This is a genomic window from Ferroplasma sp. Type II, assembly GCF_000496155.1.
The window spans coordinates 1,887-28,502 of the sequence record NZ_KI542697.1 but is presented as its reverse complement, the minus strand read 5'-3'; the positions used below and the strand labels follow the sequence as shown (position 1 = coordinate 28,502).

Annotated in this window: 28 protein-coding genes, 1 tRNA gene and 1 rRNA gene; 18 read left to right on the top strand and 12 right to left on the bottom strand. The window is 37.5% G+C overall.

The genetic code is table 11. The features are described from left to right. Positions 1 to 12: 12 nt before the first annotated feature. From AMDU4_RS03070 to AMDU4_RS03060, 3 genes are read left to right on the top strand one after another with little or no spacing between them, the layout of a single operon-like run. Entirely contained in the window at positions 13 to 663 is a 651-nt protein-coding gene (locus tag AMDU4_RS03070) for a hypothetical protein (protein ID WP_290704032.1), read from the top strand. 22 nt (positions 664 to 685) lie between these two features. Further along, positions 686 to 871 (top strand): hypothetical protein, encoded by a 186-nt coding sequence (locus AMDU4_RS03065; RefSeq protein ID WP_021786521.1) that lies wholly within the window; start codon positions 686 to 688, stop codon positions 869 to 871. Between the two features lie 8 nt (positions 872 to 879). After that, positions 880 to 1,653: a glycosyltransferase gene (locus AMDU4_RS03060; protein WP_021786520.1), complete on the top strand. Its 774-nt coding sequence runs from the start codon at positions 880 to 882 to the stop codon at positions 1,651 to 1,653. Between the two features lie 8 nt (positions 1,654 to 1,661). On the opposite strand, the gene AMDU4_RS03055 is transcribed toward AMDU4_RS03060, so the two are convergent. Then, positions 1,662 to 2,306, bottom strand: coding sequence for a helix-turn-helix domain-containing protein (locus AMDU4_RS03055; protein ID WP_290704030.1), 645 nt, complete (start codon positions 2,304 to 2,306; stop codon positions 1,662 to 1,664). Positions 2,307 to 2,462: 156 nt separating this feature from the next. Between AMDU4_RS03055 and AMDU4_RS03050 the strand changes: the two genes are divergently transcribed. From AMDU4_RS03050 to AMDU4_RS03035, 4 genes are read left to right on the top strand one after another with little or no spacing between them, the layout of a single operon-like run. Next, complete coding sequence (locus AMDU4_RS03050; protein ID WP_021786518.1) at positions 2,463 to 3,500, top strand: hypothetical protein; 1,038 nt, start codon at positions 2,463 to 2,465, stop codon at positions 3,498 to 3,500. Continuing rightward, entirely contained in the window at positions 3,497 to 4,615 is a 1,119-nt protein-coding gene (locus tag AMDU4_RS03045; RefSeq protein ID WP_021786517.1) for a CaiB/BaiF CoA-transferase family protein, read from the top strand. The genes AMDU4_RS03050 and AMDU4_RS03045 overlap by 4 nt, the downstream gene beginning before the upstream one ends. Positions 4,616 to 4,674: 59 nt before the next feature. Beyond that, on the top strand, positions 4,675 to 4,992 hold the full coding sequence (locus tag AMDU4_RS03040) for a hypothetical protein (protein ID WP_021786516.1): 318 nt from the start codon (positions 4,675 to 4,677) through the stop codon (positions 4,990 to 4,992). Further along, entirely contained in the window at positions 4,986 to 6,038 is a 1,053-nt protein-coding gene (locus tag AMDU4_RS03035) for an MFS transporter (protein WP_021786515.1), read from the top strand. The genes AMDU4_RS03040 and AMDU4_RS03035 overlap by 7 nt, the downstream gene beginning before the upstream one ends. A 95-nt stretch (positions 6,039 to 6,133) precedes the next feature. On the opposite strand, the gene AMDU4_RS03030 is transcribed toward AMDU4_RS03035, so the two are convergent. Then, the gene (locus tag AMDU4_RS03030) at positions 6,134 to 7,372 is read right to left on the bottom strand and encodes an NRAMP family divalent metal transporter (protein ID WP_021786514.1); all 1,239 of its coding nucleotides are present in this window, start codon (positions 7,370 to 7,372) and stop codon (positions 6,134 to 6,136) included. Positions 7,373 to 7,634: 262 nt separating this feature from the next. On the opposite strand from AMDU4_RS03030, the gene AMDU4_RS03025 reads away from it, so the two are divergent. Beyond that, positions 7,635 to 8,531, top strand: a complete 897-nt coding sequence (locus AMDU4_RS03025) for a phosphotransferase (protein WP_290704027.1) — start codon at positions 7,635 to 7,637, stop codon at positions 8,529 to 8,531. Between the two features lie 13 nt (positions 8,532 to 8,544). On the opposite strand, the gene AMDU4_RS03020 is transcribed toward AMDU4_RS03025, so the two are convergent. From AMDU4_RS03020 to AMDU4_RS02985, 8 genes are all read right to left on the bottom strand, one after another. Continuing rightward, a tRNA-Pro gene (locus AMDU4_RS03020) sits at positions 8,545 to 8,617 on the bottom strand. A 97-nt stretch (positions 8,618 to 8,714) separates the two neighbouring features. Then, on the bottom strand, positions 8,715 to 8,936 hold the full coding sequence (locus AMDU4_RS03015; protein WP_021786512.1) for a DNA-directed RNA polymerase subunit N: 222 nt from the start codon (positions 8,934 to 8,936) through the stop codon (positions 8,715 to 8,717). Between the two features lie 4 nt (positions 8,937 to 8,940). Further along, positions 8,941 to 9,345, bottom strand: coding sequence for a 30S ribosomal protein S9 (locus AMDU4_RS03010; RefSeq protein ID WP_021786511.1), 405 nt, complete (start codon positions 9,343 to 9,345; stop codon positions 8,941 to 8,943). After that, positions 9,342 to 9,755 (bottom strand): 50S ribosomal protein L13, encoded by a 414-nt coding sequence (locus tag AMDU4_RS03005; protein WP_021786510.1) that lies wholly within the window; start codon positions 9,753 to 9,755, stop codon positions 9,342 to 9,344. Before AMDU4_RS03005 ends, AMDU4_RS03010 begins: the two co-directional genes overlap by 4 nt. 5 nt (positions 9,756 to 9,760) lie before the next feature. After that, the gene (locus AMDU4_RS03000) at positions 9,761 to 10,129 is read right to left on the bottom strand and encodes a 50S ribosomal protein L18e (protein ID WP_021786509.1); all 369 of its coding nucleotides are present in this window, start codon (positions 10,127 to 10,129) and stop codon (positions 9,761 to 9,763) included. Positions 10,130 to 10,180: 51 nt separating this feature from the next. Beyond that, positions 10,181 to 11,524 carry an MFS transporter gene (locus tag AMDU4_RS02995; RefSeq protein ID WP_021786508.1) on the bottom strand — a complete coding sequence of 448 codons (1,344 nt, stop codon included), beginning with the start codon at positions 11,522 to 11,524 and terminating at the stop codon, positions 10,181 to 10,183. Between the two features lie 50 nt (positions 11,525 to 11,574). Then, entirely contained in the window at positions 11,575 to 12,285 is a 711-nt protein-coding gene (locus AMDU4_RS02990; RefSeq protein ID WP_021786507.1) for an RNA methyltransferase, read from the bottom strand. Continuing rightward, positions 12,286 to 13,059 carry a peptidylprolyl isomerase gene (locus AMDU4_RS02985; protein WP_021786506.1) on the bottom strand — a complete coding sequence of 258 codons (774 nt, stop codon included), beginning with the start codon at positions 13,057 to 13,059 and terminating at the stop codon, positions 12,286 to 12,288. A 146-nt stretch (positions 13,060 to 13,205) separates the two neighbouring features. Between AMDU4_RS02985 and AMDU4_RS02980 the strand changes: the two genes are divergently transcribed. Further along, positions 13,206 to 14,687, top strand: a complete 1,482-nt coding sequence (locus tag AMDU4_RS02980) for a D-glyceraldehyde dehydrogenase (RefSeq protein WP_021786505.1) — start codon at positions 13,206 to 13,208, stop codon at positions 14,685 to 14,687. A 2-nt stretch (positions 14,688 to 14,689) separates the two neighbouring features. Here AMDU4_RS02980 and pyk read toward each other — a convergent pair whose 3' ends face one another. Continuing rightward, on the bottom strand, positions 14,690 to 16,369 hold the full coding sequence (gene pyk, locus AMDU4_RS02975) for a pyruvate kinase (protein ID WP_021786504.1): 1,680 nt from the start codon (positions 16,367 to 16,369) through the stop codon (positions 14,690 to 14,692). 53 nt (positions 16,370 to 16,422) lie between these two features. Further along, positions 16,423 to 18,051 (bottom strand): arginine--tRNA ligase, encoded by a 1,629-nt coding sequence (gene argS / locus AMDU4_RS02970; protein WP_021786503.1) that lies wholly within the window; start codon positions 18,049 to 18,051, stop codon positions 16,423 to 16,425. Positions 18,052 to 18,109: 58 nt separating this feature from the next. Between argS and aroB the strand changes: the two genes are divergently transcribed. The 9 genes from aroB to AMDU4_RS14140 all read left to right on the top strand — a co-directional run. Next, entirely contained in the window at positions 18,110 to 19,210 is a 1,101-nt protein-coding gene (aroB, locus tag AMDU4_RS02965) for a 3-dehydroquinate synthase (RefSeq protein WP_021786502.1), read from the top strand. Continuing rightward, a complete protein-coding gene (locus AMDU4_RS02960; protein ID WP_021786501.1) occupies positions 19,207 to 19,989 on the top strand; it encodes a shikimate dehydrogenase in 783 nt (260 codons plus the stop codon). The genes aroB and AMDU4_RS02960 overlap by 4 nt, the downstream gene beginning before the upstream one ends. Positions 19,990 to 20,003: 14 nt before the next feature. Then, positions 20,004 to 20,816: a shikimate kinase gene (locus tag AMDU4_RS02955; protein WP_021786500.1), complete on the top strand. Its 813-nt coding sequence runs from the start codon at positions 20,004 to 20,006 to the stop codon at positions 20,814 to 20,816. 2 nt (positions 20,817 to 20,818) lie between these two features. After that, positions 20,819 to 22,078, top strand: a complete 1,260-nt coding sequence (locus tag AMDU4_RS02950; protein ID WP_021786499.1) for a 3-phosphoshikimate 1-carboxyvinyltransferase — start codon at positions 20,819 to 20,821, stop codon at positions 22,076 to 22,078. Positions 22,079 to 22,378: 300 nt separating this feature from the next. Next, a 16S ribosomal RNA gene (locus tag AMDU4_RS02945) occupies positions 22,379 to 23,848 on the top strand. A gap of 160 nt (positions 23,849 to 24,008) precedes the next feature. After that, the gene (locus AMDU4_RS02940; protein ID WP_021786498.1) at positions 24,009 to 24,227 is read left to right on the top strand and encodes a protein translocase SEC61 complex subunit gamma; all 219 of its coding nucleotides are present in this window, start codon (positions 24,009 to 24,011) and stop codon (positions 24,225 to 24,227) included. Positions 24,228 to 24,236: 9 nt separating this feature from the next. Further along, positions 24,237 to 25,133, top strand: a complete 897-nt coding sequence (locus AMDU4_RS02935) for a transcription elongation factor Spt5 (protein WP_021786497.1) — start codon at positions 24,237 to 24,239, stop codon at positions 25,131 to 25,133. Beyond that, complete coding sequence (locus AMDU4_RS02930; RefSeq protein ID WP_021786496.1) at positions 25,130 to 26,497, top strand: hypothetical protein; 1,368 nt, start codon at positions 25,130 to 25,132, stop codon at positions 26,495 to 26,497. The genes AMDU4_RS02935 and AMDU4_RS02930 overlap by 4 nt, the downstream gene beginning before the upstream one ends. Next, the coding region (locus AMDU4_RS14140; protein WP_394324939.1) for a DUF1947 domain-containing protein at positions 26,497 to 26,616 on the top strand (120 nt) is incomplete at its 3' end. The genes AMDU4_RS02930 and AMDU4_RS14140, both read left to right, overlap by 1 nt.

Below are 26,616 nucleotides of genomic sequence, written 5' to 3'. Positions count from 1 at the left end.
TTAGTAATAATAATGATCGACATCAGTAAATACGACAAACTGCTCGAAGACCTAAAGGCTATGTTGTTTTCTGAGAGGAAATCGAGAAAACTAAACAAAATAGAGCCTAATTTCTACAAAAACATACATTCACTGTTCATTGACCTCAACGGGGAAAAGGATATGGTTGTGTCCAGAGATATAACAGAGTACATGGAAATAACTAGATTGCTCGATGAGGTGAAAAAAAATTTCAAGGCATTTTTCCAGGTAAGATTCGAAAAGATTGCAAAATACTCTGTTTACGATGAAATAGAGGAATACCTTTACAATATGAGCTCGGAAGAAAAGAATATAATCAAAGAGTTAAACGGGCAGATGAAGGGGTACTATAATGATTTTATCGGGATTACAAGACAGGCAGAACGTGAAGAAATACCCGCAGAGGAAGAGGAAAAGGAAGAGCCTTATGAAGAAAGAATCCCTCAGCCAGAGGAGGAGGAAACAACTGTGGTTGATGAACCTGTTTTGGTTAGGATTATTAAGGATCAACCGCCAATAGCCCAGCCGGACAGGGATTATTACCTGCATAAAAACGATGTACTGTATATTTCCAAGTCATTTGCAAAGATGCTTACTATACGTGGTTCCTGTTCCTACATTGAAAAAGGTAAAAAATTATAAACAGATATGGTATTGGTATTTTATGGAAAAAATATGTGACGTTACTGGATGCAATGAAAAGAGCTTTCAGACGGTCCCGGCTGACCTGGCAGGTAAAGTTTTCTCCCTAAAGGAGGAAAAGACCAAAGTACATTTATGCAAGGCCCATTACAAGGAATACAAGAAAAACACAAAAAAGGAAAGGGACACACAGAGAATGGATTGGTAAGCCCGTAAATGCAAGGAATTTCTGTAATAGTAACGGTTCTCAACGAAGAGAAAAATATCAGGGACCTTATAGTGTCTCTGATACCACAGGAGCAGCCATTTGAGGTCATAGTAGTGGATTCCATGAGCTCTGACAGAACTCCAAAAATACTTGAAGAGTATGCTGCAAAATATGATTTTATCAAATATTACAGAAAAAAAACAACAAGGGGGGCAGGAAGAAATCATGGCGTATCCATGGCAAACTACAATTATCTGGCTTTTATTGACGGGGATGCAATTGCTGGAGAACACTGGATCAGGAATCTGAGGATGTTTACTGAAACATACGACCTTGTTGCTGGAAAAAGTATCAATACCGGCAACATGAGATATTCTATGGAGAGGCTCAAGTTATTTTACAGGGGATTTGATGTGACACTTCCCTCTTCAAACCTTATGTATTCAAAATCACTCTTCACGGACTTGGGCGGTTTTGACGAAAGTTTTGTAACTGCAGAGGATATAGACCTGAACATAAGGGCGGTAAGGGCAGGAGCAAGGTATACAGTATGTGATAAATGTGTTGTATATACGAAAACAAGGGAAACTTTCAGTGATTTCAAAAAACAGGCATACTGGAACGGCTATGGACGATGGCAGCTAAGGGAAAAATACGGTGATACAATTAAATTATCACATAGAATGGGAATGCGGGACTTTCTCTCGCCAGTATATGTTGCAAGGAACTTTTACGGCCTCAGGGGTTACGTCCACGGCAGGATGAAAAGAAAAAAATCATAAACAAAATTTTATTTGGATATAAGCCCGGATAATATTTTTCTTTCTGCGTTTCTTATATGAAAGAGAGCGGTTGGTTTTGATATGGAAAATTTCTTTGCTATGTCATCAAGATTAGTGGTCCTGGGCCAGTCCAGATATCCATTGTTGAATGCTTCCTGTATTACCTTTTTTTCAGTTACCGTAAGATTTAGAAGGCTTATCTCCCGATTCAACTGCCTGGATATGTCCATAATGCCGTCCCCAGATTTTACTGTTATATAGTCATAGTATTTTATTTTGTTATTTTTTTCGATCAGATCTATATTGTGCATCATTGATAATCTTTCAAAATGCATGATAAAATAGCTTTCTCCGCCATTGTATGCGATGAATGGATACATGGGAATTCCTCCGGTTTCAATTATGGATTTCATTATATTGTGCCCCGTTTTTGTACCAGCAAACATGTCTGCATACTTGCCCTTGGAGAATCTGATAGTGTTAAAATCCTTTCTGTATATATCATTTATACTGCTTCCTATTGAATATCCTATCATGGAATTTGTACCGTTTACTATGTTATATATATTCGATATTATAATTTTTGATTCATTATTTTCTGTCGATTTTGACAGGCTGCAATCTCCGTCCACATGAACACTGAGAAAATACATATCAAAATAGATAATAGCAGTATATAAGCTTACTTATATAAACCATATAGCAAATGACGATTTTTTTTATATAATTATAGGAATTCATTTTTATTCTTGATTTTTCTTTAATATGTTATATTAATAGATTAAATAGTCGCAGACAATGATATTTCTATGTTAACTGATGATACTTTGCGGGAAGGAATGCAGAGCCCGGGATTTGCCATGTCATATAATGAAAAAATGGAACTTGCCAAACTCATATCTACCGCAGGAATTAAACGAGCCCTTGTTGCCTATCCTCCCGCACATAAATCAGAATTTGAGGTTGCAAGAGATATTGTGGAAAAAAAATTTTTTCATGAAGTATTTGGCCTTGGCAGAACAATAAAATCAGACATTGACATAATAAACGACACTGGATCTAACATATCCCTGCATCTCCCCTTCAGAATTGACAATATGGATACCATTTTTGAGAATATAAAATATGCATGCAAACTTGGAAAAATTATCGAGGTGGGTTTCGTGGACATTGACATGTTTAGTATTGATGAAATATTAAAATTCTGTGTTAAAATGGAGGAATTGGGTGTTGATGTTGTCCAGCTGCCAGACACCAGGGGTGAGCTGAATCCAGCCGGAATAGGTGAGATAATTAAGGCTGTTAAACATGCAACAAAGATTAAAATAGAGGCACACTGCCATAATGATCATGGTATGGCTGTTGCCAACACAATCTCTGCAATATCGGCAGGTGTCGATTATGTTGATACTACAATATTCGGCACAGGTGAAAGGAATGGCATTGCAGATTCTATTACAATAGCTGATTACCTGGAAAGGAACAATATGGAGACCAGCATAGATTTGAATGGCATCAGGAAAGCATACAATTACATGTATAATCTCATATTAAGGAAAATTGGCCCAGATTTCTTCATAAACAATATGCCTGTATATGGAACCAACTCAAAAATTCAAACGGCCGGAACCCACGTGGCATATGGATCTGTATTCACCGAGAAAAATTATTCGGTAAATGTTTACACAGGCAAGAAGATGATTATAGAAATATTGAAAAATAACAATGTAAAATACGACGAGAACAAAATCGAAAGGATTGTGTCATTGATAAAGGACGAATCCGCATCAAGAGGGGAGGCATTATCTGTAAAGGATATTATTAAAATTGCCGGTGGTGCAGTATGAAGAGAGTTCTTGAATTAGGCCAGATTGTGGCAGGCCCCACAGCAGGATTGGTTTTTGCCGATATGGGATTCGAGGTAATAAAAATAGAGAAACCGGGAACTGGAGACGTTGCAAGAGAGTTAAGTGGTAGCAGTTCAGGTACCTTTATGTATTACAACAGAGGAAAAAAAAGTCTTGAACTGGATATCAGAACAGAAAAAGGAAAAAATGTGTTCAAGAAATTAGTCAGGACTGCGGATATAGTTATAGAGAATATGGCACCGGGAACAATGGATAGGCTGGGATTCTCATATGAAGAGTTAAAGAAAATAAACAGCAAAATAATATATATGTCAATAAAAGGGTATATGAATGGGCCATACAAAAACAGGAAGTCTTTAGATTATCCAATAGAGATAGAATCTGGTCTCGCGTATATGACAGGAACCGAGGGCAAACCCATGAGAATGGGTGCTTCCATAGTAGATATGGTTGCTGCCATACTGGGTGTCGCAAAGGTACTTCAACTGCTTTCCGAGAACAAATCCGGCCTTGTTGAAATTGGGCTTTTTGAAACTGCTATGTTTCTTACTGGGCAGCATATTGCAACCTATCAGTTAGAGGGATACGACCTCCCTCCAATAAACGAAAAGAATTTTGCATGGGGGATATATGATTATTTCATAACTGCAGATAATAAAAAAATTTTCATAGCTGTTGCAACAGATGACCAGTGGAAAAAATTCTGCACTGGATTTGATTTAAATAACCTTCTTTCTGACCAGAAATTTAACAGTAACAGTGAAAGATATAGGCAAAGGGATTTTCTAATACCATTAATTCAGAGAAAATTACTTTCACTTGATTACGATGAAATCAAAAAAAGGCTGGATTTATATAATATAAGTTATGGAACGCTTAACAGGCCATGGGATCTTCTACATGATCCGCAGGCGATGAAATATATGGTAAATGTAACCTACAACAATCAAAATTATGAGGTTCCAAGGCTCCCATTTTCAGTGGCGGATATTCATAACGCTCCAAAACTTGGAAACTGTAACAAAACAATACTATCCGACCTTGGCTACACTAACGACGAAATAGAAGAATTAAAAAAAGAAATAATTATATAATATTAGTTACTCTAACATATTATAATACTACTTTATATATAAATGTTATATGTATTTTCATGCAAAATAAACCTTATGAAGGTAGTGTTTCAGACAGACTCGAACGGCTGCCATTTAGCTCGGTTCAGAGGGATTTCCTGTTAATGGTTGCTGGAGGAGAATGGGCTGAGACCTTAATGTTGCTTGGTAACGGTGCAATACTGGCACTGGTAATCACGGTGTTGGGCATATCACATAGTTTGGGTGCTGCTATTATAACAACCGCATTTTTTATGGGGGAATTTGTCGGCAGTGCTTTCTTCGGATGGCTTGCTGATAGAAAGGGAGAAAATTTGTTTTCCTTTACAATCTTCTTGTATTCTCATTTGGTATGTTAATAGCGGGTTTCATGTCTCAACCTTACCTTATTGCTGTATTTATATTCATAGGTGGCATTGGAGTAGGTGGTGAGTTTCCATTAGTGGATTCCTTTACTACAGAAATGATGCCAGCAAAGGTTCGTGGCAACCGTCTGGCATTAGTGTATACTATCGCAGTTACAGCTGGTTTTGTCATAGCTTTTCTTACATATGAAATGGATAAAATAGCCCCGCTTTATTATTCATGGAGAATACTATTCTGGTTCATGGCTGTCGTTGGATTCGCAATATGGGCTGTTAGAACAAGGCTGAAAGAATCACCAAGATGGCTTGAAGTACACGGTGAATATAAAAAAGCAGATGAAATCACAACAGATTGGGAGCAGAGGACCATGAAAGCTAAACATCTGAGTGAACTGCCAAAACCCACAACCAACACTCCAATAGAAGAAAACAGGAGCAGATATAAAGATATGTTCGAACCGGATGTTAGAAAAAGATCAATAATGATGATAATTTTCCAGTTTTTCCAGTCTGGTATATTCTACGGATTTACATCACTTGCCCCATTATTCCTTATTGAGAAGGGATTTAACCTTCCAACAACTCTAGGATTCGTATTCCTCATCTTTACAGGGTTTTTCTTTGGTTCGGTATTTAACCTATTTATAATAGATAAGGTTGAGAGAAAATGGGGCATAGTAGGGAGTGCAGTGCTTGCAGGAATATTTGGAACGGCATTTGCAATAGTTTCTAATGTATACCTTATAGTTATATTCGGGTTTATAACAACATTTATACTGTGGAACTTCTCTAATTTCTTCCACGCATACCAGGCAGAGATATTCCCAACAAGGATAAGGCCAACAGCAGCAGGAACTGTATACGCCGTTAGCAGGGTCTCAACGGCTATTCTAACCCTGTTTATAGTTGATATATTCCTTCCTCATGGTGTTATAGCTAGCTTCGGGATAATATGGGTATTCATTGCAATTGTAGTTTTAGATTTGGGGATTCTTGGGCCTAAAAGTTCCAGGGAACAGGTGGAAACCATAGCACAATAATTATAAATTTTTTTATTTTTACGTTATAATTACCATAAATATAATGTCTGTAAAAAATCAATCCTGGAAATGACAGTTATTAACAGTAAGAATAGTTATGTTGCCACTGCTATACAGGCGGTTGCCACAATCAAGGCAAACATTACGAGGTATACAGCCTCATTCTTTTTTGACAAAACGAGATCACCCATGATTTTCTTATTTCTTCCTATAATCCACAGCATTGTCATTGGAGCCACAAGGGTGAAAACAAAAAATATCAGCAAGTAAAGCACCAGAGAAATCATACTTGATGGATTTATAAACATGATTGCTATTGCTGCAGGTAAACTCTCGAGTATATAGACGAGCCAGTAGGAATTCTTTGAAATATTAAGGGATTCTGCAATTCCCCATGCACTTCCCAGTGATATGGCTATTAGGGCTATGAAACCTGCTCCTATAAGCCCAAATCCCAGTACAATAGGTGATAGGGATCCGGCTATTGGCGTCAGTACACTGCCAAGTTCTCCTGGCGTTGAGAAAAATGATGCATGTGAAGCATGTGGTATCCCAGCAAAGGCCATCTGTGCAATAATCATAAGTAATTCTGTCATTATTGCACCTGCTAAGGTTTCCTTACGCATTATGGTCACTGATCTGGGCCTGCTTATTTTGATGCTGGTATTGTCGATGCCAGTCAATTTCAGGCCAGTTGCTGATGCCTGGAAGAATATCATAAAGGGCATTATCACAGCCCCAACATTAGCCGCCAGCAGAAAAAAATATCCGGAAGTGGGTTTTATCATTATTGGATTAGAAAGAGGAGATGACATGGATATGAAGCCACGAAGAGACAATGATAAGAGTAATGCAATTATTAGGAAAAATGACATTATGAGCAATGGTTTTTCAGCCTGGTTATATTTTTTCCGGGTAACTATCAATATGTGTATAAGATATATAGCTGGAATCGTATAATAAATGGAAAGGCCCATTATCTCGAGACCAATACCTATTCCCAGATATTCGATGCCATAGGTTACCATATCCGTTAATGCCATTGGCAATGCAACCAGAGATGCTATTTTCTTTCCGTAATTTTTGCGAATAATGTTTCCGAGACCATCTCTTGTGGCTATACTTATTCTGCCTGCAAGTTCCTGGACTATGTACAGGGGTATAATTAATACTAACATAAGCCAGATAAGTCCATATCCAAGAGTTGCTCCTGTCTGTGCAGCTCCAATATAGGATGATGCGTCCATATCCGCCATCATAACTAACCATGCAGGACCGAATAGAACTAATGTATCTCTGTTGAATAATTTTCTCCCTGTGTTAATATTACGCATATTCATTGCTTTGAACCTCAAATTATGTGGATATTTCAGTCTATGATGTATTTTTAAGTTAGCTTAAGTTTATATTTAAATATTTGTTAGGCATACCTAACTACTATGTTAAGAATTCATTTTATAAATTTTATAAAGAATTTTTAGTTTTAAATCCATTATTTAGCTAAACGGGCAGTTAAATCATTGGTTAAATGGAAAAAATTATATTTTCAACTTTTATTATCCGTCCTGACTGGTGTGAAATGTGGATGAATTAATTATGGAAAGTTTAATCAGCCGGATAAAAAACAACTTTCCAGAAATCAACATAAAAAAATTTTATGCAATAGAATCCGGCTGGATGAATTACATAATAGTCATTAATGATGCCATTGTATTTAGATTCCCTAAAACCAGGAAAATGGTTAAAAAATTTCAGAAAGAAATCAGGCTGTTGTCTATTCTTCATAATCCCCCAGTAAAAGTTCCAGAGTATGTATTTATCAGCAAAGATGAACCCGTATATGGAGGATATTACAAAATAAATGGTGTGCCGTTAAACAATTCTAAATCTCTGGGCAAGGGTATTTTGAGTGATTTTATAAGATTTTTAAATTATTTAAAATCCTATAATGGTTATAAATTCCATAGTAATGACATAGATATATACAATTACAAAACATGGAAATATTATGAAAACTCCCTGATACAGATGTTTTCTGAATCTTTAGCAGACCATATTAAAGAGTCATATTTCAATAATATAGTCAATTTAATGGAATCTGCTTTTTCTGATTTGGAACCTGATGACTTTTCCCTCATACATGGAGATTTATCAAATGGTAATGTAATCATCAACAGGAGGCACGACAGGATAAATGGCATCATTGACTGGTCTGATTCATGTTATGGGGATATGGCACTGGATATTGCAGCAATTGTTGACAATTATCCCATAGCTGCGCTTGATCCTTTACTTTTAAATTATGAACAAAAATTTTCTCACAGGGCAATTAAAAGAGTATTATTCTATCGCGCTGTTTCACCGCTTTATTATGCTCATTACATGGCGAGAACGGGAAATAACGATTTAAAAAATTACTGTGATCAGATTATTAATGGAAGAAAATATAAAATAAGAATGGGAGCGGCAGAGAAAATGCTAAAAAATAAATAAAATCCATGGTCAATGGGACCGTCCGAATTTGAATCGGAGTCACCAACACCCCAAGCTGGTAGGATACCAAGCTACCCCACGGTCCCTTACATTATGGATATCGAAATAGGATATAAAATTTTCAATAGCAGAAATACATTGTTATTCTGCCTTTCCTATTTTACTTAAATATCTAACAAAACTTCAGGAATAGGATATAATCTCATCCATCAGGTCCGCATTGGAAAGAATCATCCTTCTGCAGCAGTATCTTTCCAGTCCGAGGCTATCCATTATCCTGGATTTTTCCTCCCCTGTTGGGTCGTGGCCAGTATCTTTACGGATTTTCTTTGATTCTTCCACGAATTTTACATAGTCCGATCCTATAACCTTTCCACAGCTGAAACATCTTACTGGTATTATCATGATATCACCTATATGATTTCTGCCTCTTCGCCCTGGCTCCTGATCCCATAGGCTTCTTTGGCATTTTTCTTCTTATGTCGTTTACCAGCATCGTTCTGTCATATGTCCTGATATTGTTTTCAAGTTCCTGGTCATCGGAGAAATATTTCACTATTCCCTTTGCCATAGCTGTTCTGGCTGCGTCGGTCTGCCCGGTATTTCCGCCACCGCTTACCTTTATTTCAATATCTATTTCATTGGCCCTGTCTCCCAGTATCTTCAGAGGCTCAACGAGTTTATTCCTCAGAAGTTCTATAGGATAAAGTTCAACCGGTTTCCCGTTTATGAGGACTTTTCCATTGCCCTTGCGAGTAACCGCTCTGGCAGTTGCAGTTTTCCTCTTTCCTATTGTCAGTATTTCATTACTCATTGGTTCTCACCTAATATCTTTGAAATGTCTCCTAATGTTATGAATCCTGTTGCGTTGGTATTCATTGCCTTGTCTATTTTGACAAATTCCACATCTGCCAGTGATTTTGGTATCCCGCTGTATACCTTGCATTTTTTTAGTGCTTCCAGTCCCTTTGTCTTCTTTATGGGAAGCATTTCACTTATTGATCTTCTCATTATCTGATCCGGTGTCCTGGGATAATACGGACCTTTTCTTACACTGCCTATATTTCTTCTGTGGTTGAATTTTTCAAGAATGAACTTCCTGCTGCCTGTTATGGCTATTTTAGAAGCGTTCACTATTACTACTTCTTCCCCCAATAGAAGCTGCTTTGCCACATATGTTGAAAGCCTTCCGTAAATATGGTTGTCCCCGTCAATATATATCATATGTATCACTTTATAATTTTTAAATTTGTACCCTTGGGATTTTCATTGGCAAGATCCTTTAACTCTATGAACTCACTACCCGATTCGGCAAGCTTTGCTTTGGCCTTATCGCTGGCCTTCAAGGCAGAAATCCTGATCTTCTTGTGAAGTATCCCGGATGAAAGGAGATTTCCAGGTATAACCACTGTTTCCCCCTCAGAAACGTATCTGTCAAGTTTGCCAAGATTCACGTTTGCGTAATGGTTTCTTGAAGAATTTAATCGAGAGGCAATATCGCGCCAGAAGCTACTCTGGCTCTCCCTCGATCTTTCAAGCAAATTATTTATCACGTCTATTAAATGGACGCTTGTCTTTCTCTCTACTTTGATCGACATACGTCCATATTGATAATTAATTAATAAATTTATTGAATGTAAAAAGTAATCTCAGTTGAGGCTTTTATTCTTTGGTTCCGGTGCAAGTTTGAATGTTATGGAAAAACCTATGATTTCAAACACAACAAGGAACATCAAAACGTATGTAAATGGCAATGTAAAAAGGATTATTGGAAATGCTAAAGTTCCTACAATTGCGCCGATTCTGGAAACGGAAGTGGCAAAACCCATAGCTGTTCCCCGTATCCTTGTTGGGAAAATCTCTGCGGGATAATCATAGGTAAGATTTGTGGGTCCCATATTATGGAAAAGATGCATTGTTGCAAATGAGAAGAATGTAAGGAGAATGCCCAGTGCCATAAAATTTGAAACTGCGGCAAAAATTGCAAGTGAAACTGCAGCACCGGCGAAACCGATGAGTTCCAGGCTCCTTCTGCCAGTTTTTTCTACATAGTACATGCATATAAGGAACCCGATAAACACCGGCAATTCCTCAAGCAACGTTGCAAGGACTACCATAATAATACTGGAATTGCTGTATGCAAACGCGGATGGTGTATATTCCCAAACCCCGTAACTTGAAACATCATATGAAAACCATGCTACTGACACAAAAATAGTATAATAAAGGTATTTTTTCGAGAAAAGATCGCTTATTTTTGAATTGCCCTTTTCAACAACAGGAAGTTCATCAACGTTAACCCCCGCCGATTTGCCAAGATAATTGGATGATTTCAATGCTTCACTGTTCTTTCCCTTACCTGTGAGCCAGAATGGGCTTTCAGGAAGATTTCTACGTGACAGTATGACAAAAAAGGGAATAATAGCACCGGTAAGATAGAGTATTCTCCAGTTAATAGATATGGGTATGTAAAGTATAACCGGAATTGCAACAAGAAGCAGTGCTACTCCACCAATTGTCCATGAAAATATGTTGAAAACGAGAAACTTTCCCCTTTGTTTTTTGGGTGAAAATTCTGCCTGGATTGAAGAACTTATAGGATAATCTGCCCCTATTCCCACACCTGCTAAGATCTCGAATATGATGAATTCTGTTATATTAGTTGAAATGCCACTGAGTATGAGAAACACCATAGTTATTACAAGATCATATTCGTATATCTTCTTTCTACCGTATTTATCTGAAATATTTCCCAGTATTATGCTTCCGAAGAACATACCTATGAAAAGTGCGGAACCCATAAATGATATGTAATAAACATAAAATGGTGTTCCAGGGAACAGATCAAAATAATCACGCATATAGAGTATGGCGATTGAATATATTGAAAGCACATATCCATCCATGAAAATCCCCATTGAGGAGAGGAATGTAATTTTTAGGAGAAATGGGCTTACGGGGAGTTCATCTATTCTTTTATGAACAGAAAGCATCTTAATCCATCACGTATTTTATATATAATGATAAAGTTTGCCAAATAGTTTTATTTTATCCTGTTTATAGTCTGCCGCAGGATCCCCATGATCTTGAAGAATTCTGAATCCGTTATATTTGCCCTGGCTATTATGCGGTTAAGCATATTCATGAGTGTCTCTATTTCTGGTTCATTATAATCTATTTTCCCAAGAAGTTCTTCTATCCTGCCGGAAAGGGTATCTATTTTATCCCGATCTATAATATCGTGAGTTATTGTGGCATTGCCTGAATAGTTATACTTGATCATTTCATAAAGTATTATGGCAACAGCATGTGATAAATTGTAGACAGGGTACTCCGGATTCCCTATAATTTTTATGAAGAAATTACACAGGCCAAGTTCTTCATAGTTTAAGCCATTATCCTCCCTTCCAAATACCAGTGCAACTTTTTTCCCTTTCAGACCATTATTAGTCCAGAAATCTTCCGGACCGGTGGGGACACGGCGAAATTTTTCCCCAGATTTGGAAATATCTGAAGTCCCGGCAATGATTTCAAAATCTTTTACTGCTTCTTTAAGAGTATTAAATGTCTTAGCATTTTCTAAAATATAGCGACCATGCATGGATCTATACATGGCTTCTGTTTCTACAGGAGTTTTGACTATTCTAAGGTCGCTTATTCCGCTATTTGCCATTGATCTTGCAACAGCCCCTATATTTCCCTGATATTTGGGCTCAACAAGCACAACAGAGATAAATTTATCAAGTTCCAACATTTACTGTGATTCTTTTACGTTGTCCTTGGGTTTTTCCTTGCTTTCTTCTGTTTTTTCTTCACTTTTTTCTACAGGAGCATTTTCTGTTTTTTCTTCACTTTTCTCTTCTTTCTTGTAAGTCTCCTTTATAACTATGTCCTTGCCAGGTATATATTTTCTTATATCATTTACGATTTTGTACTTGGCATCTATCCAGTTCACATCAAACTTTGCTTCTTCTGGAATCTGTATGCCAATAGAGTCGTTTTGAATTTTCACCACAAAATTCTCTGAATCAGAATAGTCCATGTCTATTATTGCATTTATTTTTCCTGCGAGGTCATCTATTACCTTAACAATCTGATACTTATAATATAAGTCTTTTCCAGCCAGTTCATGATTATAGTCAATCAAGACTCTACCAGGAGTCACAGTAATAATTTTGCCTACTTTATTATTTATATTCACTTCTTTTCCGATTTCCGGATTGATTTTATTCCTCTGGAATTCTCTCATGGGAACAACTTTGATATTTTTGTTGTCTCTCATACCATATGCATCCTTTGCCGGAACCACAACTTCGTATTCCTTGCCTATTTCTGCCTCCTTAAATGAATCGTTAATTTCTTTAAAAAGACCTTCTGTGCCTATAACAATAACAGCATTTTTATACTTCTTCTTGTCATCGAATATATTATCCTGTTTGGCTAAATCTTCCTTGCTGGTTGAAATTAATTTTTTTTCCTGTCCTGCTCTCATTTCGAAGCTTAGTTCTATGAAATCCCCATCATTCATCAATAATCACCGATAATTTACTGTATGGAATTATTAATTTCTATTTATATTTATTGAAAATAGGGATATTGAATACTGTGACCATGAAAATATCTATAATTTCATAAAATTTAAAATACTTTCATATATTGTATGAATGATTTATTATGAAAATATATATCAACGGAATTTGGAAAGAGTCTTCCAACAGTAGCACCCTGAATAAATACAATCCCAGCACAGGTGAGGTCATAGACACATTCCCTGCAGCCACAAAGGATGATGTGGATGAAGCCATGGACGCTTCTGAATCTGCTTTTCTATCATGGTCCGATCTGGGTACTGCTGAAAGGGCAAAGATTCTCTTTAAGGCAGAAGAGTTAATAATACAGAAAAGAGGGGAACTTGAAAACCTGCTTACACTGGAAGTTGGAAAAATCAAAAGGGAAGCAGTAGATGAGGTTAATGGCGTTATTGACCAGATACAATACTATGCCGAATTTGAAAGAAAGCTGACAGGGGACATAGTGGAAGGGTCGAATTCAAAGAGAAAAATCTTCCAGTATAAGGTTCCATATGGTATAGTAGTTGCAATAACCCCGTGGAATTTTCCTGCCGCAATGGTAGTTAGAAAGTTAGCACCGGCACTGCTGACAGGAAATACTGTGATACTGAAACCAAGTTCTGATACGCCACTCACCGCCCAATGGATAGTCAATAAATTCATAGAGGCTGGAATTCCTAAAGGTGTTTTGAATTTTGTGACTGGCCGGGGATCTGAAATAGGAGATTATATAGTAAACCACAGGAAGGTTGGGCTCGTAACCATGACTGGCTCAACGTCTATTGGCCAGAGAATAATGCAGAATGCATCTTCCAATATGGCGAAACTGATTCTAGAGCTTGGCGGAAAAGCACCGTTCATGGTATGGAAAGATGCTGACATAACAAGGGCATTGAAAAGCCTTGTGTGGGCTAAGTATCTGAACGTTGGGCAATCGTGCATAGCAGCTGAGAGATTATATATACATGAGGAAATATATGATAAATTCATGTCAAAGTTCTTAGCCGTCACAAAGAAATTGAAACTGGGAAATCCAGAAACATCGGATGTTGGTCCTCTAATAAACAAAGCGGCTCTTTCCGGAATGGCCAAAACCGTAGATAGTGCCAGAGATTCAGGATATAAAATACTGACAGGGGGCAGTGCAGCTAATCTCCAGGGAAAATATAAAAATGGATATTTCTTTGAGCCAACGATAATAGAAAATGTTGATCAGAATTCCAGCCTGTTCCAGGATGAAATATTCGGGCCCATAATAGGCACAGAAAAGGTTTCAGGCATAGAAGAGCTTTATACCAAGGCTAATGATTCAAAATTCGGGCTGGCATCTTACCTCTTTACAGAGGATCCAGAACTTATGCTGGATGCTTCGGAAAAGATCAGATTCGGGGAACTTTACATAAACATGCCAGGCCCTGAAGCATCACAGGGATACCATACAGGATTTAGACTGACAGGCCAGGCCGGCGAAGGCAGCAAATACGGTATAAATGAATATCTTCAATTAAAGAATGTATACGTTGATTACTCAAAGAAGCCTTTGTACATAAATACCATAAACAACAGCCTTTTTGATGATTTATAAATTTATATTCCTGTAATAATGCCTGTATCAGCATCAATGCTGATTGTGATATTTTTATCTATCTTTTCTACAAGTTCTGCATTATACACAAGAGTTTTTCCTAAATCAAGGAATTTATCTATTATCCTGTTTGTAACATCTGATTTAATTATAATAGCCTTATATTTTGAATAATCAATTGTGTTTTCGTATTTATCCAGCAATATGATGTTTCCGTTTTCAGGTATATCGGGATCCACTTTTCCTGTGACACTGGTTCCTGCAGGATATCCTCTGCCCATGAAGCGACCAATGGAAAGCACCCGTATATTATTGGTTCCACCCAGATAGAGTGAGGGTGACCCAGAGACTACTATTGTTTTCTCTCCCGGTTGCAGGAATCCCAGCGGTGCAATTTTATTTATTATTTCATAAATATCCTCTTTCTGTGCATACTCATGAGGCAGTATAACCGGCACAACACCTTTCATAAGGTTTATGGACCTTGCAACCCATTCAGACTGTACAACTGCATAAATATCATTAACCGGCCTTATTGCCGATATTATTTTTGCTGTGTGCCCGGATCTCGTCAATGCAACAATTGAACTCACATCAATGGTACTTGACATAATTTTTACACCCTTTGCCACGGAAAATGCTATGGGATCTACCATGAAATTTTCTGGTTCAGGGAAGGATAGTGATTGGGACTCCACATACTTGGAAATCTCATAAAGGTATGTTACAGCTTCCACCGGATATTTTCCCATTGCAGTCTCCTCTGAGAGCATTACTGCGTCCGTATCGTCCAGTATTGCATTTGTTACATCAGATACCTCTGCCCTTGTAGGTGAATCTAAATTTACCATGGATTCAAGCATCTGTGTTGCAACTATGGTAGGCACTGCATATTTATGTGATATTTTTATAATCCTCTTCTGCGCCATGGCAACCTCCTTCAGTGGAAGTTCAACGCCTAGATCCCCTCTTGCAACCATGATAAAATCAGAAGCTTTTACAATAGATTCCAGGTTGTCATATCCACTCTTTGTTTCTATCTTGCTTATGATGTCACCGCGGCCGTTTCTATCATATATATAATCCTGCAGTTCGTATACATTTTCCCTGGATTGAACAAAGGAAAGGGCATAGAAATTTATATCATTCTTCAGGCTTTCCTCTATGAACATTTTGTCCCGATCCGTAAGAATTCCTAATTCGATGTATTTACCTGGAATGTTTACCCTTGACCTGTCATGCAGTGTTCCATTATCCATTGCCTGTGCCATTATTATCCCATTGCCTATTGATTCCACGTTGAATCTTACCCTTCCATCGTTTATGGCTATTAAAGTATCCTTGTCAATATAATCAGAAATTTTGTAATTTATGGATATGTCGGATTTAATCCCGGGACTGTCGGAAATCTGGTATATTTTTCCAGCCACTATGTTTAAAATTCCATCCTGAAACTGACCGGTTCTCAGTTCAGGACCTTTCAGATCTACCATTATTCCAAGTTTTTTATTGTGCTCTTTATTGATTCTATAGACGAGGCGGCTAACATCTGTGATATAGCCAGGTTCAATATGCGCTGTATTGATCCTGATTGTGGCCAGGCCCTTGTCGGCCATTTTTATAATGGTTGATTCGTCAAAACTTGCAGGGCCTATTGTGGCAACTATCTTAGTTTTTGTCATAAAAATGGATAATTCAGAATATAATAAGCTTATTGGTAGGATTATTATTCATATTATATCTTTTCCAGAAGCTGAATTCCTACAAGTTCTGCACTGTCCTCCATAATCTTTTTGAATACCTCTACTATTTTTATCCTTTTCTGCTCCTCTTCAGTGCCTACTATTGGACAGTTCAGGTAAAAATCATTGAAAGATTTTACAAGGTAAAGCATGTACCCTGCCATAATATCTGCCCTGAGAAAGTCCACAGAATTCTGTATATAATATGGATAAAAATATATTGCCTTGATGAGATTTTTTTCATATTCATTGTATTCTACTGAGGATTTTCCGCTTTTCCCCGAGCGAGAGATAAGGCTGCATGCCCTGGCATAGGCATACATTATGTATGGAGCAGAATCTCCCTCAAAATTAAGTGCTTCTTCCCACCTGAATGTTAAGGGCTTGTTTGCATTTATTTTTACGATATTAAATCGGATTGACGATGCTGCTATTGCCCGGCTTATCCTATCAATTTCGTCTTTTCCATAATCCGGCCTTTTTTCCTTTATTATACTGACAGATTCCTCAACGGTTTTTTCATATAGATCGTTCACCGTTATAATATTGCCCTTTCTTGTGGACATTTTTCCTGTATCCAGAGAAACAAAGCCATAGAACAGGTAATCGATTCTTGAGGGAAAATCTAGAAATTTATGAAGAACGTAGTCAAGGTTTTTTACATGGTCCTTATGGTCTTCTCCAAGAACGTCTATGATCCAGTCGAAATTTTCTGATTTAAACATGTGATATACAAGGTCCCTGGCAAAATATAGGGATGTGCCGTCCTGCCTTGTCAGAAATATTTTTTTGTCACCTATTTCTATATATTTTGCTTTTCCCTCTGATTTCAGGTTATCAGAAAGTGAATTGATAAGTTCATTAACATTGCCGTACATTATAAAATTTGATTCCCAAACATATGTTGAAATATGGATGCCGAGTTTTTCCAGAGAATCTGTTATGGATTGCAAAACAATAGATGCTGTTTTCTGTATTTCCTTTATTAGCTGGCTGTCCCCGTTTTCGTACCTTTCATCTAATGCCTGTACCTCTTTTTTGATATCGGGGTCTTTTTCAATGTTTGTGTAGATCTTCTGGTAACCGTCCAGAAGATTTTCCACAGTCATCTCCTCATCCCTATGATATTTTATATGTCCCAGATATAATGATATCACCTGTTTCCCGGAATCATTCACAAAGTACTGTGTGCATGACCTTGTGCCGTATCTGTTAATTATCCTGTAAATGGAGTCTCCTATTATTGAATTTCTTATTCTGCCCACATGTATTGGTCCGGTAGGATTTGAACTTGTATGTTCTATAAGCGCCTTGGAGGTATCCTGAAAAACGTTGGGGTACATGCCAAAGGTTTCAAGGGAATTGTCTATAGTATCAAGCATTTTTTCCGCCCTGATATAAAAATTTATGTAGTTTCCCTGCAATTCTATTTTATCTATGAAGTCCTTGCCCATAATTGATTTGATTTTAGAATAAACCTCCTCTCTGTTTTCCTTAAATTTGAATATTTTAAGTGTAAAATCACCGAAATTGCCATTTATGTCCATGTCATTGTCCTGTATACTGTATATTTTTTTAATTTCATCCAGTATAATTTTTCTGTAATCGTCAAAAAGAAGCATTATTGGTAATAAATTATATGTAATTATATTTTTTTATATTGTGTATAGTACAGGCATCATGAAATCGATTGTTAAATATAATACCTTGACATTATTACTCATGGAGAAGCTGGAAAAGTCCATAAATGGCAAAAACATAAAAATATACATAGGATCGGGACTGGAAAATGAGATTAACAGCTCTATGGAAAAATACATGAAAAATGTCTCCTTTGTAAGTTATGCCCTGAAACAGCTATATAAAAAGAAAATCAATGCCATATCCTCATTCAAATACTTTCTCAGGGATGGTGAAGCATCCAAATCAACGAAGTATTTCAATATTATTGTAAGAAAATTAATAAGCATGGAAATTGAGCGCAATAATTCCATATCCTATATTGGGGGTGGCACTCTTGGAGACCTTATCGGATATTCTGCATCTGTATATAAAAGAGGCATTCATCTTATAGGTGTTCCAACAACCCTTCTCGCACAGGTAGACAGCTCCATCGGGGGTAAAAATGCAATAAATTTCATGAATCTTAAAAATGCTATAGGGACATTCTATAATCCTGATGTGGTATTTGATGATGTGGATTTCCTGGTTGAATCAGATCCTACTATCTTACGGGATGGCATAGCCGAAGCCATAAAAATGGCCCTGGTCAGGGACGGATCATTCTTCGACTATTTTCTCAGGAATAACATAGATTCGGTTCACAATGCTGAAAGCCTTGAACATATAATATCAAGGAGCGTAAAAATAAAGCTGGATGTGGTCTCTGAGGATTTTTATGATACAAAAAAGGTACGTTATCTCCTTAATTTCGGGCATTCAATAGGACATGCCCTTGAATCCTATACCGGAAACAGGATATCACACGGAACTGCAGTTGCAAATGGAATGATACTGGAAAGTTATATAGCTTACAAATCCGGATTTTCACAGCCCTTTCATGATATAATTAGGACCGCTGTATCCGCCTATGGCATTCCATTAATAGATTTCAGGGATATTGAAACAGATCAACTCTTATCATACATAAAAAACGACAAAAAGGTGCAGGGGGGAAAACTCAATATGGTGATGTTGAATGGTTCAGGCAGGGCAGAAATTGGTGAGATAGAATTCTCGCAGCTCAGGCGCTACATTAATATTTACAGGGATAACCTATGAATTTTTCAGCATTGATCGGGAGCCCTGTGGGGCATTCAGTGGGACAGGATATTTATAACAGGATCTTCAGAAAGTATGGGATAGATTCCCAGTATCTTGCAATAGAAGTACATAGGGATAATTTACCAGGATTTTTTGACCTGGCCAGAGAGGTAATGGCAGGATTTAATATCACTGCACCCTATAAGGAGATATCATTAAAATTCATAGATCATGTGGATGAAATAGTTTCAGCTACCGGGTCGGTGAATCTGGTGAAGAACGAGGGAGGAAAATTATACGGTTACAACAGTGATTATGATGGTTTCCTTATGCTTGCCAGAAAAAACAACATTGATTTTTCAGGTAAAAGAGTTGTAATAATGGGATCTGGCGGCGCGGCAAGAACTATAACATACGCAATAATCCGAAATTATAATTCTGATATTAATATAGTATCCAGAAAACCCGGGAAAAAGAGTATTGCCGGAATAAATACAGTAGGATATGATGAGATTAATGATTACGATATAATTATCAACTGCACTCCCATTGGAACCTTTCCGGACACAGGGATGCCAATTCCTGCTAATCGCATAATTAAGGGAAAAACAGGTATAGACATTATATACAACCCTCTCAAAACCCCATTCTTAAAAGCCGTTGAGGCGAGAGAAGGAACCGCTGTAAATGGTGTTGACATGTTTATTGGGCAGGGCATAGAAACAATGAAAAAAATATATAATTTATCTATAGATTACTCAGAATTCCGTAATATTTTCTTTGAAAATCTAAAATGAGGGGTGAATATAATATGATTGTTAAAACTAATGGTGGACTTTCCGTCCTGTCTGCATTTATCAACGGTTATGGTGCAGCAGTATCAATAAACCTGCCAATGTATACAGAAATTAATCAAAATGAATTTGATATTTTCCCTACCGCTGAAGTTGCAGATACGGTAAATTTCATAAGGTCGATGTTTACATTGCCCGATAAATATTCAATAAATATAAGAAGCCAGATTCCAATGGGTATGGGACTCAAAAGCAGCAGCGCCATGACACTTTCAGTAATATATGGAATTTTGAAAATGAATGGTATCGATATGGATTCTGAGGATATATTAAAAATAGCATCTAAGGCATCGGTGCATAACAATACTTCAATAACAGGGGCTTTTGATGACCTATCAATAGCTTATTACGGGGGATTTTGCTTTACGGACAACGTCAGAAATAGTATCATATCAAGGCATAAAATCGAAGAGAAATATATTATTTTGGAATTTGGAAACAAAAAAACAGAGACATATGGAATGAAAAACATGGATTTTTCTGGATATAAAAATTTTTATGGAAGAATATTAAAACTCCTGAAAGATGGCTACATATACGAATCTATGATGCTAAATGGCCACATTTTCAGTGATGGATCTGACATTCCTGTAATAAACCATATGCTTGAAACTGGTGCAGTATACGCGGGAAGAAGCGGTAAGGGTCCTGCTGTGTTTGGAGTATATGAGACGGAGAGTTCTATGGAAAGTTCCTTTAAAGAGCTCATATCTGACGGTTTTCATGTTATAAAAAGCAGATTTAATAATACAGAAATTAATATATCTTAGCTATGAATGTAAAGATAAGAAAGGGAGAGATTTCTGGGACAATTTTTGCACCATCCTCAAAAAGTTTTACTCAGAGATATGTACTATATTCTGCTTTTTCCAACAGGCCCATAAAAATTAACAATGTATCATTTTCTGATGATGAGATAATATCAATAAAAATTGCAGAAACCTGTAATGCCTTCATTGTATATGATAAAAAAAGTATAAGGATAAAACCTGATTTTAGATGCCCGGATCGTATTTATGCTGGAGAATCAGGTACATCCTACAGACTTTCTCTGGGACTATTAGCAGCACGAAAATGCCAGACACTTATCACTGGTGAAGGGCAGTTGGCCAGAAGGCCTGTAGAGACATTGATAAATGCCCTGTCTGAAGCAGGCAGTAATTTTAACCGCTGTGAGGATGGATTTTACAGGCTGGATGCAGGTAACTCTTCTAATAAGCCGGTCAGGATTGATGGGAGCACAAGTTCCCAGTTCATAAGTGCTATGCTGTATTATTATTCCATTCTGGGAAGTGGAAAATTTACTGCAGGCAATATGGTGTCAGAAGATTATGTTAAAATTACAGAGAGTTGTCTCCGCAATTTTGGGGTTACAGTATATGGTAATGGTAATAACTATTCTATAACAACTGGCAATTATGATATAAAAGATATTGATATAGAAGGTGATTATTCCTCTGCTTCATACTTCATGGTTCTAGGTATATTTTCTGGCAATATAAAAATAAAAAACCTGAATGAAAATTCCCTTCAACCGGACCGGATTGTTGTGGATTTATTACGCAGGGCAACCGGATCCATAGATTTTCATAATGGAGAGCTTAACGTTGAGAAGGCAAATAATATGGGTGAAATTATAGTAGATGCCTCAGTATCTCCTGATATAGCGCCAATAATATCAGTAATAGGGATATTCTCGCCTGCAGGTGTGAAAATTTACAATTATCATAGACTAAAGACAAAGGAATCTGATAGATGGAAAGGGATAATTGATATGTGCCGTGCCTTTGGTGCCTCAGTTGTAACAAATGAAGAATTTATCTTCATTAAAAGGGATAGTATTAAAGACCCAGAATCTATAGCATTTACCGACCACCGGATGATAATGAGTGCGATAATAGCTGGAATAATAGCTGAATCCCATACCGAATATAAGAATGTAGAAAAAATAAACAAGAGCTATCCAGAATTTCTAAATGATATGAAAAGAGTGGGAATAAATATATCTTTTGATATGGATTTATATCACTAACCCTGAAATTTAAAGGTATTCTGGAATATAAAGATTAGATATTATAATATTAATATATAATATCTCATTATTTTTATCGATTTTATATAAGTTCATAAATTGAAAATCCTTAAATATTGCTAAGTGATTTAGAGTAGTCAACACAACCAATCTACAGCAAATAGATGGATATATGCACAAAGTGCAATGATGAAATCTATATTCCAGGATTGGGACAGATGAAGTTCTCATCATATGATGAGTTCCGATATGTAAGGCAAAGCCGCTAATTTCTTATTAATAAGAGTGGAGGTAGGATTAACTCCGGTTGATCCTGCCGGCGGCCACCGCTATCAAGTTCCGACTAAGCCATGCGAGTCAAGGTATCGTAAGATGCCGGCAAACTGCTCAGTAACACGTGGATAATCTAACCTTGAGTAAGGGATAACCTCGGGAAACTGAGGATAATACCTTATAATTGCTTAAAACTGGAATGTTTAAGCAATAAAAGTTCAGACGCTCAAGGATGAGTCTGCGACCTATCAGGTAGTAGGTGGTGTAATGGACCACCTAGCCTCAGACGGGTACGGGCCCTGGGAGGGGTAGCCCGGAGATGGACTCTGAGACATAAGTCCAGGCCCTACGGGGCGCAGCAGGCGCGAACACTGTGCAATGCGCGAAAGCGCGACACGGGGAGCTTGAGTGTCTTGGCATAGCCAAGACTTTTCTCATTCCTAAAAAGCATGAGGAATAAGTGCTGGGTAAGACGGGTGCCAGCCGCCGCGGTAACACCCGCAGCACAAGTGGTGGTCACTTTTATTGAGCCTAAAGCGTTCGTAGCCGGTTTTGTAAATCTTTAGATAAAGCCTGAAGCTTAACTCCAGAAAGTCTGAAGAGACTGCAAGACTTGAGATCGGGTGAGGTTAAACGTACTTTCAGGGTAGGGGTAAAATCCTGTAATCCCGGAAGGACGACCAGTGGCGAAAGCGTTTAACTAGAACGAATCTGACGGTAAGGAACGAAGGCTAGGGTAGCAAACCGGATTAGATACCCGGGTAGTCCTAGCTGTAAACATTGCCCATTTGATGTTGCTTTTCCGTTGAGGGAAGGCAGTGTCGGAGCGAAGGTGTTAAATGGGCCGCTTGGGAAGTATGGTCGCAAGACTGAAACTTAAAGGAATTGGCGGGGGAGCACCGCAACGGGAGGAATGTGCGGTTTAATTGGATTCAACGCCGGAAAACTCACCGGGAACGACCTGTGCATGAGAGTCAACCTGACGAGTTTACTCGATAGCAGGAGAGGTGGTGCATGGCCGTCGTCAGCTCGTACCGTAGGGCGTTCACTTAAGTGTGATAACGAGCGAGACCCACATCTTTAATTGCAAATGTATATGAGAATATGCATGCACTTTAGAGAAACCGCCAGCGCTAAGTTGGAGGAAGGAGTGGTCGACGGCAGGTCAGTACGCCCCGAATTTCCCGGGCTACACGCGCATTACAAAGAACGGGACAATACGTTGCAACCTCGAAAGGGGAAGCTAATCGCGAAACCCGTCCATAGTTAGGATTGAGGGCTGTAACTCGCCCTCATGAATCTGGATTCCGTAGTAATCGCGGGTCAACAACCCGCGGTGAACATGCCCCTGCTCCTTGCACACACCGCCCGTCAAACCATCCGAGTTGGTGTTGGATGAGGTTTAATTCGAGAGGGTTAAATCAAATCTGATGTCGGTGAGGAGGGTTAAGTCGTAACAAGGTATCCGTAGGGGAACCTGCGGATGGATCACCTCCATGTGAAAGGCAGCTTTGCCTTACAAACTTTTTATTTTTTTGAACTGATATTTTATAATTGGATATATTTTGGAATTAAATTTAATAGAAATCATAGTGTTTAATTACTTTGTTTTTAAATTTTAGAAAAGATTTTATTTTATGTTTATCTTATCTATATAATGGACAAAGGCATCGAGGGGAAACTCGTTGAACAGCAGGATAAAATAGAACGAAAATTTCAGGGCATTGGTAAGGGCAAATATGCCCGTATACTGAAAATGGCCAAGAAACCCAATGGAAATGAATACACAAAGGTAGTATTGATTGCCGGTTCCGGAATAATCCTGCTTGGACTAATAGGGTTTATTATATATTATATAATGCAGATAGTGTTTTAGGTGAATTTAATGATGGAATATGACTGGTTAACATCGGATATACCCGATACTGTCAATGCTGGATGCGATAAGAGAATCAAGAAATTAGAAGAAAAAGATGACAGGGAAAAAATTGTTCCCATGAATATTTCAATAAAGAATATACAGGGTTCTAAAAGAAAATTTAATGTGAATATCAGTACTTCACTAAGACTTAAGGATCCTTCCATAGAATGGAAATTGAAGTTGAAAGATAATTACACGCTATCCAGCAATAAAAACGTTGAAATAGAGTATGAATTTGAACTGGATGGAAATAAAAAAAGGGACCTGGGCTTAGAGATAGATACGCCCATAGGCGGATACGAAGGCGATGAACTTGCTGTGGAACTGTCAATAAAATCTGAGGATGGTATAAACAGCTATAATAAGGATTTCAAGGTAGTTCTTGTTCCTGTAATTAAAATAGCAAAATGCACAATAGGAAAGGAACTCGACATCGCAATAGATCTTTCCAATCATGCTGAAAGGGATAAGGAAGAACGCAGAGAGGGAAACCAGAATGCTGAAAATGAGGTTATGGCTGTAATGTCTCCATATGAGATAAAGGGTTATTTCTTTATTGAGACCATGCATGCTGACAGAGTTGAAGTGCTGTCAAAATCAATAAGAGGTTTTAAGGGATTTGTTACAGGGGATATAGATATATCCGAGATAGAAAAATACCTCACACCAAAGCCTGCAGTTTCTGGGCTGGAAATGGGATCACTGGTGGAAATAGTGGAAGGCCCATTCAAGGGTGAAAGGGCAAAAGTTACGGCAATAGATGCTGCAAAGGAGGAGGTAACAGTACAGTTAATAGAATCCATGGTTCCCATACCTGTAACCGTCAAGGCTGAGGCTATTAGAAATATGGATAAAACATGATAACAAAATCTAATTCAAGGGAATCTGAAAAAGCGTTTATCGATAACATTAAAAATTTTTTTGCCAACCCAGAGGTTATACTTCCGAAATGTACAGACAGCTGTTTCATGTGCCCCATAAAAGGTTATGAAAAGAAAATACAGAAAATGAAGGAGTCTGGAAATTATGGAAAGTATTATAATTCTGCTGACCAGTTCCTTGCAGGAATTTCTGAAACATACAGGATACTGGAAAATGAAAAAGCCCCTCTCATGGGAGTTATAAAGACAAATTACGGTTCGGTCAATTACTGTAAAAGAGGAAAAGCTGATGAACTTATAATATCAGGGATACAAAACTATGATAATGATATTTACAGGCTTCTGGCATTTACTAATACAGTTAAATTAAAAAAATTAAGGGTATATTCCACTAAGAATTATTTTACAGCAACATGTAGGGAAAAAATTGATAGTGATTTTATATCAGACCTTCTGAGGGAAGAGAATATACCCTTTGAAACACAGGAAGGAAAAATAGTACTGGGAACCTCGGGAAATAAGATAACTGTATCCGTTTATAATGCTGTGCTGGATGTCTATGAAGATTTTGACCATAACATAGTCTTCATAATGCTGAAACATATGCTATTACCTGATATTCCATTTAAAATACAGTCAGACTTCATGGATTTTATACCCGATAATCCAGAGATCATAAATGAATTCATACAGAAGAGGATTAGCACTAAACAGTTAATTACTCACTTAAGAAAGGACAAGATCAATTATGCCCTGAAAAACAATTATTACATTATAGATTACCAGAAATATGATATTGACCAGTTTCTGGACAAACTTGAATTTGATGAGGAATTAAAACCCTTCATCCGGGAAAAAATAGCCTCAAAGGGATTCGTGCTTGAATCGCCAAGCCAGCGTAAGGTACTTGAATATCTTTTCCCGAAATATAAAAACGAGATAGTAAAATTAATGTATGACCTTACGGACTCTGAAATTAAGTCCCTGAAGGGAAACCCAGTGGAGGTTATAGAAAATGCAAAGCTCTTGAAGAGCAAGAAATCCATGGAATCAAAAATTATGGATCCGTGGTCAGAGAATTCAAAGTATTTAATAGATTTGATTACATATTATTTTAATTATGGAAAATCCGACTCAATAAAATTCGGCAGAAAGAACATGTATAATGATATTCAGAAATCCATATACTATGCCTTTTTGAAAGCTGTTGGGAATGAGGAGGAGTGGATGTTCAGTGAAAACCAGATTCTGCTTGGAAAGAGGATATATGAGTATGTTGACGATATGGTGAATAACCAGGACGTGAACGATCAACTGAAGAAAATAAAGGGGATAATAGGATAATGTCCAGGCATATACTATCAAAAAAGGATTACAGAGCTTTCATGGAAAAACTTGAGAAATTTAATATAGATGGAACATCCATGGCGAATATAGAGGTAGAGACAAATAAGAAAAATGAG